The 18092-nt window shown below is 59.9% G+C and carries 13 protein-coding genes and 2 pseudogenes; 11 read left to right on the top strand and 4 right to left on the bottom strand.

Going from position 1 to position 18092, the window contains the following annotated elements:
- Positions 1 to 18: 18 nt before the first annotated feature.
- Positions 19 to 1086, top strand: coding sequence for a hemin-degrading factor (locus tag ACZYHG_RS32835; RefSeq protein ID WP_258581050.1), 1068 nt, complete (start codon positions 19 to 21; stop codon positions 1084 to 1086).
- A 1198-nt stretch (positions 1087 to 2284) separates the two neighbouring features.
- Here the strand turns inward: ACZYHG_RS32835 and ACZYHG_RS32830 are convergent.
- Positions 2285 to 3502, bottom strand: coding sequence for an MFS transporter (locus tag ACZYHG_RS32830; RefSeq protein WP_464615212.1), 1218 nt, complete (start codon positions 3500 to 3502; stop codon positions 2285 to 2287).
- A gap of 612 nt (positions 3503 to 4114) precedes the next feature.
- On the opposite strand from ACZYHG_RS32830, the gene ACZYHG_RS32825 reads away from it, so the two are divergent.
- The 9 genes and pseudogenes from ACZYHG_RS32825 (at position 4115) to ACZYHG_RS32785 (ending at position 12784) form a co-directional block, all read left to right on the top strand.
- Entirely contained in the window at positions 4115 to 4483 is a 369-nt protein-coding gene (locus ACZYHG_RS32825) for a hypothetical protein (protein WP_464615211.1), read from the top strand.
- An 11-nt stretch (positions 4484 to 4494) separates the two neighbouring features.
- Positions 4495 to 5052 (top strand): type II toxin-antitoxin system VapC family toxin, encoded by a 558-nt coding sequence (locus ACZYHG_RS32820; RefSeq protein ID WP_464615210.1) that lies wholly within the window; start codon positions 4495 to 4497, stop codon positions 5050 to 5052.
- Positions 5053 to 5965: 913 nt separating this feature from the next.
- Positions 5966 to 7183 carry a cytochrome P450 gene (locus tag ACZYHG_RS32815; protein WP_464615209.1) on the top strand — a complete coding sequence of 406 codons (1218 nt, stop codon included), beginning with the start codon at positions 5966 to 5968 and terminating at the stop codon, positions 7181 to 7183.
- A 42-nt stretch (positions 7184 to 7225) separates the two neighbouring features.
- On the top strand, positions 7226 to 7471 hold the full coding sequence (locus ACZYHG_RS32810) for a ferredoxin (RefSeq protein ID WP_183465736.1): 246 nt from the start codon (positions 7226 to 7228) through the stop codon (positions 7469 to 7471).
- Between the two features lie 163 nt (positions 7472 to 7634).
- Positions 7635 to 8240 (top strand): nuclear transport factor 2 family protein, encoded by a 606-nt coding sequence (locus ACZYHG_RS32805; RefSeq protein WP_464615208.1) that lies wholly within the window; start codon positions 7635 to 7637, stop codon positions 8238 to 8240.
- A 335-nt stretch (positions 8241 to 8575) separates the two neighbouring features.
- Positions 8576 to 10177 carry an SDR family oxidoreductase gene (locus ACZYHG_RS32800; protein ID WP_464615207.1) on the top strand — a complete coding sequence of 534 codons (1602 nt, stop codon included), beginning with the start codon at positions 8576 to 8578 and terminating at the stop codon, positions 10175 to 10177.
- Between the two features lie 318 nt (positions 10178 to 10495).
- Positions 10496 to 11548: pseudogene (locus tag ACZYHG_RS32795) on the top strand (LLM class flavin-dependent oxidoreductase).
- A 297-nt stretch (positions 11549 to 11845) separates the two neighbouring features.
- Positions 11846 to 12142, top strand: a pseudogene (gene fdxB, locus ACZYHG_RS32790) (ferredoxin III, nif-specific); the annotation flags it as partial.
- Between the two features lie 21 nt (positions 12143 to 12163).
- Positions 12164 to 12784, top strand: a complete 621-nt coding sequence (locus tag ACZYHG_RS32785; protein ID WP_258581233.1) for a nitrogen fixation protein NifQ — start codon at positions 12164 to 12166, stop codon at positions 12782 to 12784.
- Positions 12785 to 12805: 21 nt separating this feature from the next.
- Here ACZYHG_RS32785 and rpoN read toward each other — a convergent pair whose 3' ends face one another.
- The 3 genes from rpoN to ACZYHG_RS32770 all read right to left on the bottom strand — a co-directional run bounded on the left by rpoN (position 12806) and on the right by ACZYHG_RS32770 (position 16547).
- Positions 12806 to 14281: an RNA polymerase factor sigma-54 gene (rpoN, locus tag ACZYHG_RS32780; RefSeq protein WP_464615206.1), complete on the bottom strand. Its 1476-nt coding sequence runs from the start codon at positions 14279 to 14281 to the stop codon at positions 12806 to 12808.
- Positions 14282 to 14354: 73 nt separating this feature from the next.
- A complete protein-coding gene (locus ACZYHG_RS32775) occupies positions 14355 to 14888 on the bottom strand; it encodes a peroxiredoxin (RefSeq protein WP_258581042.1) in 534 nt (177 codons plus the stop codon).
- A gap of 1518 nt (positions 14889 to 16406) precedes the next feature.
- Positions 16407 to 16547: a hypothetical protein gene (locus ACZYHG_RS32770; protein ID WP_464615205.1), complete on the bottom strand. Its 141-nt coding sequence runs from the start codon at positions 16545 to 16547 to the stop codon at positions 16407 to 16409.
- Between the two features lie 736 nt (positions 16548 to 17283).
- On the opposite strand from ACZYHG_RS32770, the gene ACZYHG_RS32765 reads away from it, so the two are divergent.
- Positions 17284 to 18036: a carbonic anhydrase gene (locus tag ACZYHG_RS32765; RefSeq protein ID WP_258581040.1), complete on the top strand. Its 753-nt coding sequence runs from the start codon at positions 17284 to 17286 to the stop codon at positions 18034 to 18036.
- Positions 18037 to 18092 lie beyond the last annotated feature (56 nt).

Below are 18092 nucleotides of genomic sequence, written 5' to 3'. Positions count from 1 at the left end.
TGGAAGCAGGGGTAAGACATGGAGCAGCGCGAGAAACCCTCTCCGGACCAAATCCGGCGGGCACAGGAAGACAGTCCGAAAATCCGCGAGCATGATCTCGCCGCCAAATTGAGCATTTCGGAAGCGGAGCTGGTCGCGGCGCATTGCGGTTCCGGCGCGGCGCGCATCGAGCCGCGCGTCAATGATCTGCTGATAGGCCTCGAAGCCGTGGGCGAGGTAAGGGCGGTGACCCGAAATCAAAGTGCCGTGCACGAGAAGATTGGCTTGTACAACAAGGTCGTAACCGGCAACCACCATGCCATGGTTCTCGGCGACGACATCAACCTGCGCATCTTCCCGAAGGGTTGGGCGCATGGCTTTGCCGTTGAAAAGCGCGACGACGGCAACATCCGCCGCAGCCTGCAATTCTTCGACGCTGCCGGCGCAGCAGTGCATCAGGTGGATGTCAGGCCGGCCTCCAACCTCTACGCCTATCAAAAGCTGGTGGCGGAGCTCGCATCCTCGAACCAGGAACCGATCTTGTGGGTTAAGGCAAACGGAGCCGACTCTGACGCAGAGGTTCCGGACCAAGCCGCCATGGTCACGGAGCTGCGCGAGCACTGGAGCCGGCTGACCGACGTGCATCAGTTCTTCGACATGCTGAAGACGCTGAAGCTCAGTCGCTGCCGGGCGCTGCGCATGGTTGGCCAGGATTACGCCTGGCAACTCGACAATGCCGCCGTTGGCGCCATGTTCCAATGCGCGAGCGAAGACGAGATGCCGATCATGTGCTTCGTCGGCAATCGTGGCTGCATCCAGATCCATTCCGGCCCGATCAAGTCGGTCAAGCCCATCGGGCCGCGGATCAATGTGCTGGACGAAACCTTCCGCCTGCATCTCTCAACCCACCACATCCGCGAGGTTTGGGCCGTGCGCAAGCCGACCAGGGACGGTCACCTCACCTCACTCGAAGCCTATGGCGCCGACGGCAGAATGATCATCCAGTTCTTCGGCGAACGCCGCGAAGGCGAATGCGAGCGCGGCGACTGGCGGCTCCTAGCCGAGACCCTGCCGCGTATTCCAACCCCGACGGACCGCGTGAGGTAAGACCGATGCATGGTGATTTCCGTTTTCGCTCGGTGCCCGCGCCGGTAATGTGGGTTCTGCTGGCTACCGCTCTGCCTGCCGCTGCCACCGAGGGCGCAGCTGTCTTTTCGGATCCGCCGCGGATCGCCTCGATTGGAGGTTCCATCGCCGAGATTGCCTATGCCTTGGAGAGTATGGTCATCATAGCTCCCGTTTCGACGACCCGAACGCCGCGCTGAAGCTATGGCTCAGCTGCCCCGCGCAGGGGGGTCTGTCGCTCCAGGGTCCAACATTCTGGCCTTGCTCGACGGAGGGCAAGTGATGGACGAGAAATCGATTGGTCCCATTATCACTATGCCAGAGCACGGCCTCCACAAAGGCATACTCGAAAGATCCGCGTCGCCGGCAAGGCGCGGTCGACGCCAGGGCCAGGAAGTCCTTTGCTGACAGGGCATAGGCCGAAAAGCAGACGGCCTCGATCAAAGGACGCGGAAAGACCGCGAACGCTTGGTCTATGCAGCCGCACGCAAGGTATTCATTGCGCCATTCCTTGCTTGTGACCTGTACAACCTCTGGAGGCGCAACATCTAGCTACGCAAAATCCAGTGTTTTCGGCATTGATGGTAGTGCTGGATGTACAGCAGGTCGGCATGCCTTGGGCGGCCGGGCCGGGGTTGGCGGGACCAGATGAGCTGGAGGCGGTCCTCTCCTTCGACCTGGATGGCAGCCGGGAAGCTCGAGTCGTTGATGTCGCGACGCCGCGCCAAAAAAGGCCCGGCATTAAGCATCGGCACCAATCCTGCTCATAAACTGCAATTTGTCGCCGGGAGGAGCCATGGGTAGACAAGCTGTTCATCTGTGAGATCAAGCCGTCCGAAACTGGCAACCAGAATAACGCGATCCGGGGAGACGTCGCTCCTCAAGCGTGTCGCCGCCATTGCGAGAGACAGGAAACGAGTCGACGCTTCTAGAACCGCGCCTAGTCACCATCAGCTGCCAAGCGCGACCGGCGCTCGCCCGGGCTGCGTAACCCTGACCAACTCCGCCCGGGCGAACGCTGACCGCTCCCCGTAGGCGCGGAGGTGGGCCGGTGAGGGCGCTGGCGCTTGTCCATGCCCGATCTGAAGCGGACGTTGAAGTGACAGTAGCCGCGATCCAGGCGGCTGATGCGTTTGCATCTCTCAGCGCGCTGAGCTGAAGGCATTGCCTGTCGGGCCGTCTAGGTTGCGCGCTTCGGGCCAAGCAGGAAAACTGTGAGGGCGGCGAGGAACGTGGCAACCGCGCTGTAGGCAAAGACACTGTGAACGCCGGCATATTTCACCAGTAGTCCGCCGAAAATCGCGCCCGCCGCGATGGCCACTTGGAACGTTGCGGCCGTCAGCACACCGGCGCTTTCGGCCTGCCCGGGAACGGCGCGCAGCACCATCCACGTCTGTAATCCCACCGGCACCGCACCGAAGGCAAAGCTCCATACGACAATCGCAATCGCCGAGGCCCAGACCGATGCTCCCAGCATCAGCAACGAGATAGCGGCTATCGCCATGAGCAGGGATGGCAGGGCCGCGACTGCCTTGAGGCTGTGTTGGGCCAGGAATGCGCCAGCTAAATTGCCGAAGATGCCGCCTATGCCAGAAGCGAGCAATACCAGCGGGATTGTCTTGCTATCGAGCGCGGGAATCCTCTCAAGGACGGCGCGGATGTAGGTGAAGCTGGCAAAGTGCCCAGAAGCGACCAGGACTATGACTAAAAGGGCGACCTTGATGGTCGGCTTTTTGGCCACATCCAGCAGACTTCGGAATCCAGCCATTTCAACCGGAGGCAGCGTCGGCATCGTTACGAGTTGCACCAGCAGTGTAACGGCATTAACGACCGCGGTGATCATGAAGGGCTCTCGCCATCCCCAGATGTCGCTGACATAGGCGCCGATTGGAGGCGCGCATACGACAGCGACCGAAACGCCGGTGAGGATGATTGACATGGCGCGCGGCAGAAGGTGATTTGGAACGAGCCGCATCGCCACCGATGCCGAAATCGACCAGAAGCCTCCGAGCGCAATGCCGAACACGACGCGCGCCGCCAGGAAAACCGGCACCGACCACGCGACTTCCGCCAGAAGGTTGGACAGGATCTGCAGCAGCATCATCGCCCACAGTACGATCCTGCGGTCCAGGCGCTTTGTGATGATGGCCATCGTCGGCGCCGAGATCGCCGCAGCAATCGCGGTCGCTGTCATCGTCTGTCCAGCCGCACCCTCGGTGATACCGAGATCGCGCGCGAGCGGCGTCAGCACGCTGGCCGGCAGAAACTCTGCCGTCACCAGCCCGAAGGTGCCCAAGGCAAGCGAAATGACCGCACCCCATGCGGGACGCGACCGTTCATCTGGCTTTTTTGGGTCGTGCGGAACAGCCTCCAGGAAGCCTGTCGCGGATTCGGTCATCGATAAGCTCGCCAGTTTGGATGCTGCAAAATGGATTGGCTGCGTTGACGCATTAAAGCCAGAAGCGCCGCTGTTCCCGGCGTTTCACGCAAGATGTTCATCGCTGCCGGACATGTTGTGATAGTGCCGCGTGCAATTGCCGGCTTCTCTGAGCTGGGGACGAGGGTGTCATTGTCGGAAGGCACCCCATCGGGCGATTCTATGGCGACCATCACCTTCGGTCTCGGGCCGGCCATGCGCAAAGCAGCTAGCGAGGACGGAAGTCTGAAGGAAACGATGTCCCGCGGCGGGAACGGGGGCACGCTCTCCTCAGCGCTCCTACAGAGCTTCGCGTCTCGGCCATGGTTCTGCTTGTAGCTTTCTTCGTGCCATGATGGGCTTTAACGATGAGAGCAAGCGCCATACCGCTTTACTTGGAGGCACCCGATCGATTTTTTGCAGCGACCCTTTTTGGCTTTAGCAGGAAGCCCTTCGCCGAGACCGAGCCGCCGCACATTTGCCGGAACGAATGACTGCTCAGCAATCTGAGCGAGCTTCCGAGTGACAAAGCAGCTCCCACCTGTTATGTTCGACAAAACACACGCCTTGGCTAACAGCATCGGAGATGGCGATATGACGAAGACGCTGGGAATGCGGTCGTTATCGACTGCTCCGCAACAGCGCCTCGTTGCGAAAAAGAAGCGCAAGCGGAGTCTGATCCGTAAGGACGCCAACAAGGACATGCCGGGCGAGCAGAAGTTTGTCGTTCGGCAGACGCTTCGTGCTGCCATTCGCAAAGGCCTGATCGGCTCTAAAGACGAGCGGATCACAGCACGTTTGAGCCATGCCCTCATTGAGCAGGCTAAGCGCCAGACGGGCATTAAGGGTGACACCGAGCTGCTTGAATTCGCTCTCGCGAATGTTGCGCTCGATGACAATTTCCCCGCGACCATGGACAAGCTCGCGGGAACCATCGATCCAGACATCAAGCTCGGCTTCTGATTGAGGTTTGAGTGTCAGAATTTGATGTTGAAGCAGCCCTTCGCTCGCTTCGTGGCTTTCCAACCAAAACACTTGCTCGCCGACCTGATCAGCTGCCCTTCGTGAACGAGGGCGAGCTCGGCGGGCAAGCGCTATTGCTCGACACCTGTGTGTACATCGACAGGCTCCAAGGCAAAGCGCCTGCGTTGGTGAAGCAGATTATGGATGGTCGGCACAACAACCATTCAGGCATCTGCATCCAGGAGTTGGCCCACACGCTTGGTGTCCTGAAGCCCGACGATCCCCGCACCGGGGGCGTGCATAAGGCTGTGTCCGAGGTAATCCGATCCATGCCCGGACACCGTATCCTAACGCCCGATGCCGACGTCCTCGGCCGCGCTGCTGTTCTGAATGGCGTGCTCTGTCGCCTGCAGGGCTACCAGGATGACCAGAAGCTGCGCTGCCTGCATGACTGCACTCTGTATCTGCAGGCATCGAAATCGGGGCTTGTCCTGTTGACTCGGAACATCGCCGACTACGACTTCTGCCGACAACTCATTCCTGGGGGCAAAGTGCTTTTCTACAGGTAGCGCCACTCTCAATGGATTGAGGAGGAAGGTTTATTCTTTGACACCGACATGCCTATCAAAACAATCTGCACGTCGGGAAGCACGTCTTAGACAGCACCAAAATCGGTCGGTGGCGACGGTTCAGAAATGCCGCAGCCGTTCCGCACGGCTGCGTCAAGCCTCCGTCCGCCACCCTCGGAGACGTTGAAAATAGCCACTCGCTATCAACGGGTTGAATAATGATCGGTGGCTTTTGCTACCTCATGCCGCACATTCGCTCGGTCACCCGGACCGAGCAATGGTGCTGTATGGTTAGGGTAAATCTGCACTTCCGCACCGGCTCGGGAAAGAGGTAAGCCGTTCCGGACGGGCCGGCCGATGCATTGTCGCACACTGGCTGGCACTGTGTGTCGACCGCGTAAGGAGCGCTGTCTCTAGATCCAGCGCGTTCTTGCGTGCGCAGTCACGGCGGTCTGCGAATACACGCTGTGGCAGCATCCACGACGCGCACTGTTGCTATTCCCGCTCTGTCGAGGGGGCTTTGACATCCCCCAGCTCTCAGCAAGCGCGCCACTCGGGAGTGGTGAGGACCAAATTCGGCTCGGGTCGCGGCGTTCGCATGCTTGAGGGTCCTTTCATTTGCTCCTTCGTGTGTCCGAAGCTGAACAAGAATGGCGCAATCCGACCAAAAGGCCGCCAAGACCGGGCCACCGGTTCGGACCAACTGGTGCAACGCAAACGGTGCGCTAATCGGCACGCAACTTGCCCCGACAAGTTTAGTCAGGGGACGTCAGCACTGCTTGATGGAGTTCAGCGGTGACGGCCAATCTTTACGGCGCCTGAGCCAGGACGTGCCGAACGCTGGTAATCGACGTGTGACCAGCCGTGGGATCCCGATCGAGCGCCAGAACGCCTGACATTGAGGAGAAGCCAAATGGCGATTAACTGGGTTCCAGATCACATCCCGCCCGAAATGGTGAGGGACTTCAGCCTGTTTACGTCGCCAGGCATGCTGCCGACGCCCAACGGGGACCCGCACGCAGCGGTCGCTTGCGTCCATGCCGGGCCGCCGATCTTCTATTCTCCCTACAACACGCGCGATGGCCGCGGCACCTGGGTCATCACTCGCGCCAGCGACCAGCGCCGGGTGCTGCAGGACGCTGAAACCTTTTCGAGCCATCGCAGCATCTTCGCATCCGCGCTGGGCGAAAACTGGCCGATGATCCCGCTCGAACTTGACCCACCGGCCCATGGCGTTTTTCGCTCACTGCTCAATCCGCTGCTTTCGCCAAAGCGGGCCATGGTATTGGAGCCGGCTATCCGCGAGCGAGCGGTCGCGCTGATCGATAGGATTGCCGCAGCGGGCACAAGCTGCGACGTCATGAAGGAGTTCGCCTTTCCTTTCACGGTCCACATCTTCCTTCGCTTTCTAGGGTTGCCGGATCACCGGCTCGATACATTTGTCGGCTGGGCGAAAGATCTCATCCACGGCGACCATCTGAAACGACCGGCCGCTGCCCAGACAATTGTTGCCTTTATCGACGAGCTTGCGACCAAGCGCCGCAAGGACCCGGTCGACGATTTTATGACCTTCATCGTGCAGGCACAGGTCGAGGGCCGCCAGCTAAGCGACGTGGAAGTCCGTGGCATCGGCGTGCTTGTGTTCGTCGCGGGGCTCGATACGGTGGCAGCTGCTATAGGCTTTGACTTGGCGTATCTCGCCCGCAACCTCAAAGATCAGGAACTGCTGCGGAGCGAACCGGACCGGATCGCGCTCGCAGCTGAAGAATTGCTGCGCGCCTATCCGACCGTTCAGATGATCCGAGTGGCAACCAAGGACATCGACTTCGAAGGCGCGCCGATCCGTAAGGGGGATTACGTTTCCTGCGCCACGATGATTGCCAATCGTGACCCGGCAGAATTCGAATGCCCCAACACGATCGATCTGGCGCGAGAGAACAACCGCCACGCCGCCTTTGGCTATGGTCCCCACCGCTGTCTTGGCTCACACCTTGCCCGGCGAGAGATTGTCATTGGCCTGGAGGAGTGGCTGGCGCGCATTCCGGCCTTCCGGATCAAGAAAGGTACGGCACCCATCACCTCTGGCGGCCATGTATTCGGGATCAAAAATCTGATCCTGCACTGGTCCTGATGAAGCCAGCCCCGAGCGGGCACGGAAATTGAAGGTAGCGGTATGCGCATCATCGTCCATAAACCCAAATGCCAGGGTCACGCGCGATGCTCGGCGCAAGCGCCCGATATCTTCAAGCTCGATGAGGAGGGCTACATCCTGCCTGGTGACATTGAGGTTGCGGAGGGGAAGCACCTACTTGCGTCACGAGGCACGCGATCTTGCCCCGAACGTGCACTGGAACTCGACGCTACACCCGCTGCGCGGGCTGAATCGGATGTCATTCAACCGAGAGGCCGGCGGGTTTGATTTTCGACCATGTGGCCGCACACTGGAAAGAACGGCATGCGGCGCGCCGCCGTCCTGGGCCAACGGTGCAGGGGCATCTCCGGAAACGAGGTGCTCCCATGGTGTGAAAAAACTTGGGCGGCTTAGCGAACCTCTTCCGATCACAGGATTTGCGACCAAGACGATGGACCAGGGAAAAATTACCGAACTACTCGACCGTGAAGCGATCCGCGACTGCCTCTATCGGTACTGCCGCGGGATAGACCGCGCGGACGAGGCGGCGTTGCGCAGCGCGTACTGGCTCGATGCGCATGACAATCACGGCGCCTATTGCGGCTCGGCAGAGGGCTTCATCCGGTTTGCGCTCGGGATCTTCCAGACTGGGCCTCGCAACATCCATCAGATCACGAACATCCTGATCGAATTCATCACCCCGACAGAAGCCGCGGTCGAGAGCTATTTCACCGCGCTGCAACGCGGACCGGACAAATACGGAGAAGTACGCCAGACGCTCCTCTGCGGCCGCTACTGCGATCTGTTTCAGAAAAGGGAAGGGGAGTGGCGGATTGCCGAACGGACGGTGGTCTACGATTGGCTCGAGGAGCAGATCCCAGCAGCGATCCCTGAGGCAGAACGGTTCGGGTCGCGGCAGCCTATCGGCGCACCTCATCCGGATGACCCAGTCTACGCGCTTGAGAAGCATCGCATCCTCCTCGCCATCAGGCCTGCAGAGGTTCCGAACGGAGACAAAAGCTATGATGATTTTGCAATGGCACAGCGATCCCGGTGAGAGCCTGCCCGGTAAAGACGTAGCCGAGAGGATTGTCTTTCTGCCCCGTAGCGGCGTGACCGCAACAGCGGTCTGCTCTGTCGCTGATAAATTTGCTGACGCAAGAACGGGACTCTGTTGCGCGGCAGTCTCCGACCCCCAAGCTCAGACCGGAGGACCGGTTCGCAGAGGCAAGTGGCTTACCTGGATCCAGATCGCCTCTCATCAAAGGGTCCGTCGCCAGCTTCGCCGGCCAACTGGCCATCACCACGACGTGCTGCTTTGCCGCAACGGATCATTTGGCGGCCGAATATTGATGGGGTGACATCGCTGAGGCTCGGCGCGGAGAAGTTCTTATGAAGCGGGCAGGACGCATCGTCATCATTACAGGCGCCGCGGGCGGGATCGGCCGGGCCCTGGTCGATATCCTTGCCGGGGGTGGAGACACTGTTGTTGCGGTGGACCTTCCGGGCAGCGGCGTGGTTGAACTGGCCCGTGGCCTCGGCGACCCGCATCTTGGCCTCGAATGCGACGTCTCGCGAGACGTGGAAGTCCTCGCCCTTTATGGCCGGGTCGAAGCGCAGTTCGCTCAAATCGACGTTCTCATCAACAACGCGGCCATCGGACCGACCATGACTGCGACTGTCGACACGGCAGCCGATGCCTTCCGGCGCGGCTTGGCAGTAAACCTGATTGGGCCGTTTGTCATGGCCCGCGAAGCGGCGAGGCGGATGAAGCGGGACGGCGTCATCGTCAACGTCGCTTCGCTGGGGGGGCTGGTCGGCAGTCCCAGGCGCAATGCCCACGCAGCCTCGAAAGCGGGCCTGATCTCGTTGACGAAGTCGTTTGCATGCGAATGGGCTTCGCGCGGCATACGCGTGACGGCGGTTGCGCCAGGCTATGTGCGCACGCCGATGGTCGCAGAACTGGAACGCGCGGGTAAAATGGACCTTGCGGCGGTACGCCGCCGCGTGCCGATGGGGCGCATGGCGCGGCCCGACGAGATCGCCCGGGCCGTGCGTTTTCTGACCAGCGTTGAGGCGCGCTACATCACCGGATCGGTGCTGGTGGTCGACGGCGGCTGGACGTCATTCAACCAGCCGGGGGACGCGCACCCGGCGGTGGAAGGGACGCCCAGAGCCGAGCTCTCTTCTGAGAGCGAACGAACCGATGCGCGAATCGTGCTCGTCACGGGTGGCGCGAACGGCATAGGCGCCGCCATAGTTCGCTGTTTTGCAGCGACCGGCGATACCGTCGTGATTGCTGATAAAGATCGCGCTGCCGCCACTGTACTCGCTGGATCGCTCGGCGGAAAGAACCTGGCGAAACTCGTGGATGTGGCCATCGAGAGCGAGGTGGTGGCGCTGTTCGAGGAGATGAGGGGACGCTTCGGGCGCATCGACATCCTCGTCAACGGTGCTGCTATTGCCGACACCTTTGTGGCGGGCATCGAACAAATGCCGGCAGAAATCGACCAGGTCCTGGGTGTCAACCTCACCGGCGCCTTCACTTGCGCGCGTGAGGCGGCCAAAGCGATGCGCCCCGGCGGCGTGATCCTCAATCTCGGATCGATCAACAGCTTTCTGCCCTTTGCGCCGCGCCATGCCTACGGCGCCTCGAAAGCGGGGGTGGACATGCTGACCCGATGCATGGCGGCCGAACTCGGGCCGGTCGGCATTCGGACAGCCACCGTCGCTCCCGGTTACATCCGCACGTCTGCACTTGCTCAGTTGGTGAAGGCCGGCTGCATCGACTCAACAGCGATCGCACGACGAATTCCGATGGGCATGATGGGACGGCCGAAAGACGTCGCAGACGCGGCGTTTTTCCTCGCTTCGTCTGACGCCTCATACATCAACGGCTCGATCCTCTATGTGGACGGCGGCTGGACCTCGTTCGGCGATGCGGGAAACGCCAGCGAATTTTATGACGAATATTTTGCGGAGGACGCGGGTTGATTATCGCCATTCGCCATTCGCCAGGCGACGGCTGCGGCTCGTCGAAGCCGATACGACATCCAAGGCTTCAAGCTCCGCCCGCGCCGCGCCCGCAGCGCTGTCTACGATCGAAGATGTTCGGCGGCGACGAACACGTCCGCATCGCGGTCGAAGCAGTTCCAACCGCTCGCGGGCGCGCGTGCAACCGCAGAATGCGAGCGGTTTGCCGCAAGACTATGCCGCCGCCAACCATCGGATCCACACCGTGGCCAAAGCCATCTGTGCGCATGCCGATCGCATCCCCTGTTCTACCAATTCCCTCTGGAGACATGAAAGACCATGGAATTCGTAACCTTCATCCTGGCCGCCCAGCGCGGCTATCATCAATCTTCCGACAGCGTCATCCGCAACTCAATCGAACAAGCCGTTCTTTCGGAGCAGGCTGGCTTCAACACCGCCTAGTTCGCCGAGCACCACTTCAACAATTACAGCCTTGTTCCGTCGCCCTTGATGATGGTGGCGCACTGCGCCGGCCTGACAAGCACCATTCGCCTCGGCACTGCCGTGTGCGTGTTGCCGCTCTATCACCCGCAGCGACTGCTTTCCGAGATCGGCTTCGCCGACGTCGTGGCGAACGGCCGTCTCGAGCTCGGAGTCGGCGTGGGATACCAGCAATTCGAGTTCGAACGCTTTGGCGTCAACATCGATGAGGCGCCGGCCATCTTTTCGGAATATCTGGACATCCTTCTGAAGGGCCTCAACCAAAATATCTTCGAGCACGATGGCCGGTATGAGAAGATACCCCCGACGGCGATTTCGGTGCCCACCGTCCAGAAGCCGACCCCGCCGATCTGGATCGCCGGCGGTCCCCCGCGCATGAGCCGGGCCTATCGCGAGGGACACAATTTCTTTGTCACAGCATTCCACAACGGCTTAGAGACTTTGAGCACGCTGCGCGAATCGATCGAGGAGGCGGCGGCTTCCGAAGGTAAGAATGTCACGGACGCCAAGATATCGCTGCTGCGTTGCTGCTATGCCAGCGACGACCAGGCAGAGATAAACAGCTATCTCGACAATGCCCGCTTCCACCGCCGGCTGTCTGAAGCACTGCATCAGCGCCGCCAGCAGAGCCTGGACGGCTATTTGCTGCAGGAAACGCCGACGCAGCAGGATCTGTCATTGGAGACTATGCGCGAGAACCTGCCGATCGGCAGCGTGAATCGCGTGATTGATCGCCTACTGGAAGAGATGGATATCCTGAAACCGGACCAGATCGCAATTCAGACCCAATTGGGGGATTTCGACCAAAAGACAATGCTGCGCCAGATCGAGCTCTGGGGAGACAAGATCATCCCGGCGGTCAACAAGTCCCTCCCTCAGGCGAGGGTTTGAAATCCGCAACGGCTTGAGCTTCCACCTCATCTGCTTGTCGTCTCGAAAGGGCAGAAGCGCGCGCACAAGGTAGGACGGAATCTCCAGGTCGCTTGTCGTGATGGGGTTTGGGGCAACCTATGTCGAAGATCAGTCAAACCAGTGCCTTGCCAGGCTATCCATCGCTGTGGCTCCGGTCTGCGGCCCGGAAGCGGTGTCACTACGCCGCTCGCATAGTGAGGATGCAGCTTCCGCATGCCCGCGGTACCCCGGGCGCTCAGCAGCTGCAAGAAAGCTCCATGCATTGGGGAACTCCCGATGAGCGCTTTCGTCACCCGCGACGCCTCCAGATGGGTGCCGCGATATCTGACCACTCTCGACGGCACGACCTGCATCGGCTTCGGCCGCTGCTTCAAGGTCTGCTCGCGCGGGCGGTGCACCTCCATAGCGTCGATCAGCGAGTGAACCCTCCGTGCTGGCGAGGGCGAACACCTCGACGCCGAGCTCAACCGCATGATCATGCTCGTCGACCAGGCCGGCCGCTGCATTGGCTGCGGAGCCCGCGTTTACCCAAAGAACTGCCAGACGCATGTTGCGGCCGACAAGGTCGCGGCAGACGACCAGGAGAACGGCACCATGTTCGCTCATCACTATAGTTGGCTCTGCGCCCGCCAATGGCCGCGGATCGAGTTGAAGAGTGGGTTCGATCAGCATGTGCTTGCCTGTGTGCTTTCGTGTGCGCTCGAGGAGGTCGAGGCCGGCGAGGCGACGGCGACGGAGTCGACTGGCCTTTCGCGCGCAGAGCTGCGCGACGTGCTGACCCACAGTTTCCCCGCTACCGCGATGAACGCCTTCGCCTTGGACGAGCTATGCGACCCCAAGCCGGAAATGGAAGAAGAACTTCTGCACAGCCTGCTGCTGGCGCATGCCCGGCCGGGCGACCCGGCGAGCGCCTGCTTCGCTAAGATCGTCGCCCGGCGTGCCATGCGCAACAACCATCTCTGGCAGGATCTTGGCCTTCTCAATCGGGCCGAGCTCAGCCGCCTGCTTTCCACGCATTTTCCGACCTTGGCAGCCGGCAACACCCAAAACATGAAATGGAAGAAGTTCTTCTACCGCAAACTCTGCGAGGCCGAAGGTTTTTCGCTATGCACCGCGCCCACTTGCCGGGAATGCAATGATTTCGAAAGCTGCTTCGGCCCCGAGCAAGGCGAAAGCCGCCTCGCACACATCAAGAACGGGATCGCTTTGGATTAAGCGCCGCTTTCGTCAGCGCTGCTAGGCCGCGGAGCCTTGATCGCCCTCTAGCCATAAGCGCTTTTCCCGTCGCCGTTGCACAGAGGAGGGGATGTTCATCGCTTCGCGATATTTTGTGACGGTGCGGCGTGCAACATCAATGCCGGTTTCCTTGAGCCGGGCAGCGATATCATCGTCGGAAAGCACGTCAGCAAGCGATTCTCCGGCGACTATCGCTTTGATCCGATGACGCACAGCTTCGGCGGAGTGCGCGTCGCCGCCTTCGCGGGAGGCGATCGCGACAGTGAAAAAGTACTTCAGCTCGAAAACACCGCGTGGGGTAAGCATGTACTTGTTGGATGTCACCCGGCTTACCGTCGACTCGTGCACGTTGATCGCTTCAGCGACAGTCCTGAGATTGAGAGGCTTCAGGTGGGAGACGCCATGTTCCAAAAAGGCCTCCTGCTGGCGCACGATTTCAGTCGCAACCTTAAGAATCGTGTTGGCGCGCTGATCGAGGCTGCGGATTAACCAGTTCGCGTTTTGCAAGCATTCGTGGAGAAATGCTTGATCTTTCGAATTTTGGACGGCCGCGCGCGAGACTTCGGCGAAGTAGGTATGGTTGATCAGCAGCTTGGGTAGCGTGTTCGGATCAAGTTCGATGTGCCACCCACCGCCAGGCGAGGGCATGACCAAGACTTCGGGCATGACGCATTCCGGCCCTCCGGTGTGGAACTGATTTCCAGGCTTGGGGTCGAGAGCACGGATTTCATGCAACATGTCGAGAAGGTCTTCTTCATCGACGCCGCAATGCTGCTTCAATGCCTGAAAATCGCGTCTCGCAAGCATCTCAAGGTTGGCAACCAACGCTGCCATCGCCGGGTCGAACCGGTCTCGCTGGCGCAACTGGATCTCAAGGCATTCGCTGAGCGTTCGCGCAAAAAGTCCCGGTGGATCAAAGTGCTGCAAGATTCCGAGCACCCGTTCCACATCGTCCGCCCGGACGTTTAGGCTGCCGGCCAGTTCCACAAGGCTTACCTGAAGATAGCCAGTATCTTCCAAATGAGTGGCAAGCTGGCCAGCAATCAGCCTCTCCTGCGATGTGAACGCAGTGAGGGCGATCTGACGCGCGACGTGGTCGTGCAATGTTTCGGCGGAGACGGAAAAATTGTCGACTGCATTGCCCGCGCCCGGCGGGGCGTTGGCTGTGTTGCCGGTCGAGTTGCCGGTCGATTTCGATTGCATGAACCTTTCCGGGGCCTCGGCACTGATCGGCTTGTCAAAGTCCTTTTCACGTACGCCGATGTCGGGAACCTCTTCCGGAATCGCCCAATCATCTCCAGACGGCCCTTCCTCGCTTGGCGCCAACTCCAAAAGCGGGTTCTTTGCGATTTCCTGCCCCACGTACTGATGCAGCTCGGTATGCGCCAGTTGCAGCAATCGGATCGACTCAATCAGTTGAGGCGACGCAATCATAGATTGCTTCTGACGTTGAAGCAGGCTTGCTGAGGATTGCATGGTGGGCGCGACTCCTGTCGAGCGTTGCTCTGGCGGTGGCCAATGGGATCTGCGAGGCTTTGACGCTGCTAGGTCATGCGGCAGCCTTGAGGGTTTCAAGAACGTTCTGCGGGGATGATACGCCATAGGGGTCGGCCTCGCAGTTGTCGGAGAAACCATCCTCCTCAAACCACTGCTCCACCACGCCATTGTTGATAAGGGCGGCGTAGCGCCAAGAGCGCATACCGAAGCCGAGATTGTCCTTGGCAACCAGCATGCCCATTTTGCGCGTAAACTCGCCCGATCCATCCGGGATGAGCCGTACCTTCTGCAGGCCCAAGGATTTCCCCCACGCATTCATGACGAAGGCATCGTTGACGGAAAGGCAGTAGATGGCTTCAATTCCCTCCTTCTCAAACTCGTCATAGAGGTCTTCGAATTTGGGCAGTTGGTAGGTCGAGCAGGTCGGCGTGAAGGCGCCAGGTAGCGAGAACAGGATGACGCGCTTGCCGGCAAAGTAGTCGTCGGATGTCTTTTCTTCCCAGCGATATGGATTGGGCCCCTGAACTGACTCATCGCGCACACGCGTGAGAAAGGTGACGAAGGGAACCCTCTTGTGCACGGTCATCAGCTTGCTCCTTTAAATGAAAACTTGTGCACGCCTTCTGGGCGTGCCGACATTTGTCGGCCTCGGCGCCCCAGGCACCAGATAAGCCGACCCGCTTTGATTCTCGTGGGATGGGAGCATGTTGGCTTCTGGTCTTCATTACCCGAACGACGTCGACATAGGTGATCTTGGTGGCTTCGGGCGGCGCCGACAGCCTTTTGCGGCGATCGCCTGAAGGGGACATCGACGACCCGCTGCTCGTCATCGAGGAAACAGGCGTGGTGATTAGAAGGGTCAGTTTCGAAATAGGGCTGTGACGCGCCAACTGTTGGGTTGCGAGAGAAAGCCCCGATTTCGGAGTACCGAAGGTGGTTGGCAGTGATGCCCCGACGTCAGCTTGGGCATCCCTTTTTGGGAGTTCTTTGACACTCACACGTTGATCAGGACCGGCCAGCAATTGGGGGAGCGCCATGAATTGGCGCGTCGGTCCCAGAACAGCCATGCGCAAGACAGCTACCGAGCACGGAGGTCTGGAAGGGATGATACTTCGATGTATAGCCGGAATGGGCATAGTTTCCTCAGGCGCTTGCATGCAGCTTCGCGTATAGGCCATGGTTCGTTCGTGGCTTTCATATGTGCTGGATGCGTTCTAGGGACTACATCGCAAGCGCCATGCCATTTGACTTGAAGCAGGGGTTCACTGCTTCGCAGGCAACCGTTCGGCGCGAGCAGGAGTGGGGCGCGCCTTTAGTCGCTTACTCGCCCCTCAGCAAAGGTACTGAGCTCGACCAGGTCACCGTATCAGCGTTCCCTGGATCGAAGTGGTATCGATCGGCTATGTCGTAAAGCTCGGAAATCCGCGGGCTCGCAAGACAGGCAGTTTGCGGTGGGCGTCCAATCACACCCCGAAGGTCGCACAACGGGCGCGTACTGTCAGGCGGTCACAACTTCCGCTCTGGCTCAGGTGGCTGCCGCGTTCGTTCAGGGCAGGTCGGTCCGTTTGCGCGACTGAGGTGGGATGAGGTGAGGTATCTACCAGCAAACCATGTTGTGTCTGAGACTGGACGAGAATGTCGAAAGCCCGACGAAATCGTGACCTGGCCGGGCCGCGCGCACGGAGAAGTGGTGCAGCATCATCGGCGCAAGTCCGGCACACAACTTGCTTCGATAATTCTGCCTGTCGGCCGCGCGTCGCGGAGGGCCCAAGCTGCTTGAATTCGCGACCGATCTCATCCGCGCTTGTGGCGGGTGGACTGCCTCCGCAACAGCCGCCTCCGGCGGGACTGTACAACCAACCTACTGGTGACCGACTGTGTGATCTCAATCCGGTGCATGAACACTGACCTCCGAGATAAACCAGATGGCGACCAGACCGGTTTCAGACCATGTTGGGTTCGAAGTAGCGATGGACCCCGACCTGTTTATGTCGCCAGGCATGCCACCGACGCGCAGGAACGCAGCTGGTCGGCGGCGTCCGTGCCCGCCGCCGCCCGTCGCCTTTTTTTGTTCGCCGTATAACACGCGCCATCGTCGGGGTGACTAGATCATCACATGCTCCAAAGAGACCAGCGCGGGGTGCTGCAGAACACCGAAACCCATCTTCGCCTCCGCATCCGCCGGATCCTCGCTGCTCATCAGCCGCTGCCGCGGCATTGGTAAGCAGAAAGGCGAACGCGACATCAAGATATCCATCCCGTAAATGTGCCCCATCCAACCAATCGATTTTCCAAAGCTCCGCTGAGAAATATATGAAGGCGCTTGGTTTTGGTGGGCCGTATCACAAGTAGTATTTGGGATAACAATGGGTATTCGGTTAGCTCAAGTTCCGAAACCGTCGGCAGCGAGGGTCACGACGTGCTCTTGGGTTTCAAGGGCAATGTCTGGAACGACGTTAGTCGAGGCGATGACGCCACCTTGGCTTGCGAGGGCAAGGATCAATCGGTCGCGAACAAGGCTGGGACGCACTCTCCCGTGACAACGGCCGCGACAAACCGCGTAGTTTCTGTGAGGAGAATGAGAAGTTCTACGATCCCGGCGAAAAAGTCCCCTACGCTGGTGACGGCTGCCGTGGGCGCTGTGTTCCAGTTCCACGATCGAATGTCGAAGCACTTTTCCCTCTGCCGCCGCGAATAGCGAGAAAAATTCGCAAGATTGTACGCAACCCTAGATGGGGTACCGCCGCGAGTTATTGGTGTGCCGCCACGTTCAGGTCTGCTCAATGTCAATCTGTAATCGGTTAGCCTAAATCAGCGCGGTTGCGGGGTCGAAGCCGCCAGTCTGCTTCATGGACGGAAGCCAAGGCTTGCGCCAGGCGTCGCCCCGCACTTGACCACATGCGTCGCCCTATTGGCGATCAGGGGCCTGCTAGGACAGCCGCAATCGGAAACATCAGTTCGCATTAAGGAGCAAAAACAATATGCATCGTCGTAATCTGATTAAAGGGTTCGTCGCCCTCGGAGCATGCCCGGTTTGCGTTCAAGCCGCGCATGCGGCCAGCACTCATTGGGGATATACAGGCCCGGACGGACCGGAGCACTGGGCCGATTTGGACAAGAAAAATTTCGCCTGCTCGGCAGGCACGCAGCAATCACCGATCAATATCAAGAGCGCAGTCAAGGCCGAGATTCCACATATCGCCATCGGTTGGGGAAAAGGCGGCGGCAAGATGGTGAACAACGGCCACACCATCCAAATCAATATGCCGGAAGGCAGCACGCTGACTCGCGGGGATCGTGTCTACGAACTGGTACAGTTCCATTTTCATGCGCCGAGCGAACACCAGATGGCGGGCAAGACCTTCCCGATGGAAGCGCATTTCGTTCATAAGGACACACAGAGCGGTGGTCTGGGTGTGCTGGGCGTCTTTTTGAGGCCGGGCGCGACAAATGTCAGCTTTGCCGGCCTTGCCGCGGCCTTTCCCGGAAAGTCAGGCGAGGAGATCGCGGTCGACGAGGTCGATCCCAACGGGCTCCTGCCGGCGTCGCTTGGCTACTGGACCTACGAGGGGTCATTGACGACACCGCCATGCACCGAAAACGTCGAGTGGATGGTGGCAATGGAGCCGGTCGACGTCGACCCCGCAGACATCGAGCGATTTACCTCACTCTACCCGTTGAACGCGCGGCCTATCCATTCACCTAATCGGCGCTTCATTCTAGGCCTCGGTTGAGTCGGCTCTGTTGCGGTTCCATCCAGCAAAGCTAAGCAAATGGCACGAGCTTTGCA

The organism is Mesorhizobium subarcticum (assembly GCF_055456085.1).
Note: the sequence above shows the minus strand (reverse complement) of the source record. Positions and strands in the feature narration are given on the sequence as shown.

Bases quoted from the DNA above. Each gene is read 5' to 3' on its own strand.
- ACZYHG_RS32770 (WP_464615205.1), bottom strand. From the start codon at position 16,547: ATGTCGCGTTCGCCTTTCTGCTTACCAATGCCGCGGCAGCGGCTGATG.
- ACZYHG_RS32765 (WP_258581040.1), top strand. From the start codon at position 17,284: ATGCATCGTCGTAATCTGATTAAAGGGTTCGTCGCCCTCGGAGCATGC.
- ACZYHG_RS32810 (WP_183465736.1), top strand. From the start codon at position 7,226: ATGCGCATCATCGTCCATAAACCCAAATGCCAGGGTCACGCGCGATGC.
- ACZYHG_RS32805 (WP_464615208.1), top strand. From the start codon at position 7,635: ATGGACCAGGGAAAAATTACCGAACTACTCGACCGTGAAGCGATCCGC.
- ACZYHG_RS32785 (WP_258581233.1), top strand. From the start codon at position 12,164: ATGTTCGCTCATCACTATAGTTGGCTCTGCGCCCGCCAATGGCCGCGG.
- rpoN (WP_464615206.1), bottom strand. From the start codon at position 14,281: ATGCAATCCTCAGCAAGCCTGCTTCAACGTCAGAAGCAATCTATGATT.
- ACZYHG_RS32815 (WP_464615209.1), top strand. From the start codon at position 5,966: ATGGCGATTAACTGGGTTCCAGATCACATCCCGCCCGAAATGGTGAGG.
- ACZYHG_RS32830 (WP_464615212.1), bottom strand. From the start codon at position 3,502: ATGACCGAATCCGCGACAGGCTTCCTGGAGGCTGTTCCGCACGACCCA.
- ACZYHG_RS32835 (WP_258581050.1), top strand. From the start codon at position 19: ATGGAGCAGCGCGAGAAACCCTCTCCGGACCAAATCCGGCGGGCACAG.
- ACZYHG_RS32800 (WP_464615207.1), top strand. From the start codon at position 8,576: ATGAAGCGGGCAGGACGCATCGTCATCATTACAGGCGCCGCGGGCGGG.
- ACZYHG_RS32825 (WP_464615211.1), top strand. From the start codon at position 4,115: ATGACGAAGACGCTGGGAATGCGGTCGTTATCGACTGCTCCGCAACAG.
- ACZYHG_RS32775 (WP_258581042.1), bottom strand. From the start codon at position 14,888: ATGACCGTGCACAAGAGGGTTCCCTTCGTCACCTTTCTCACGCGTGTG.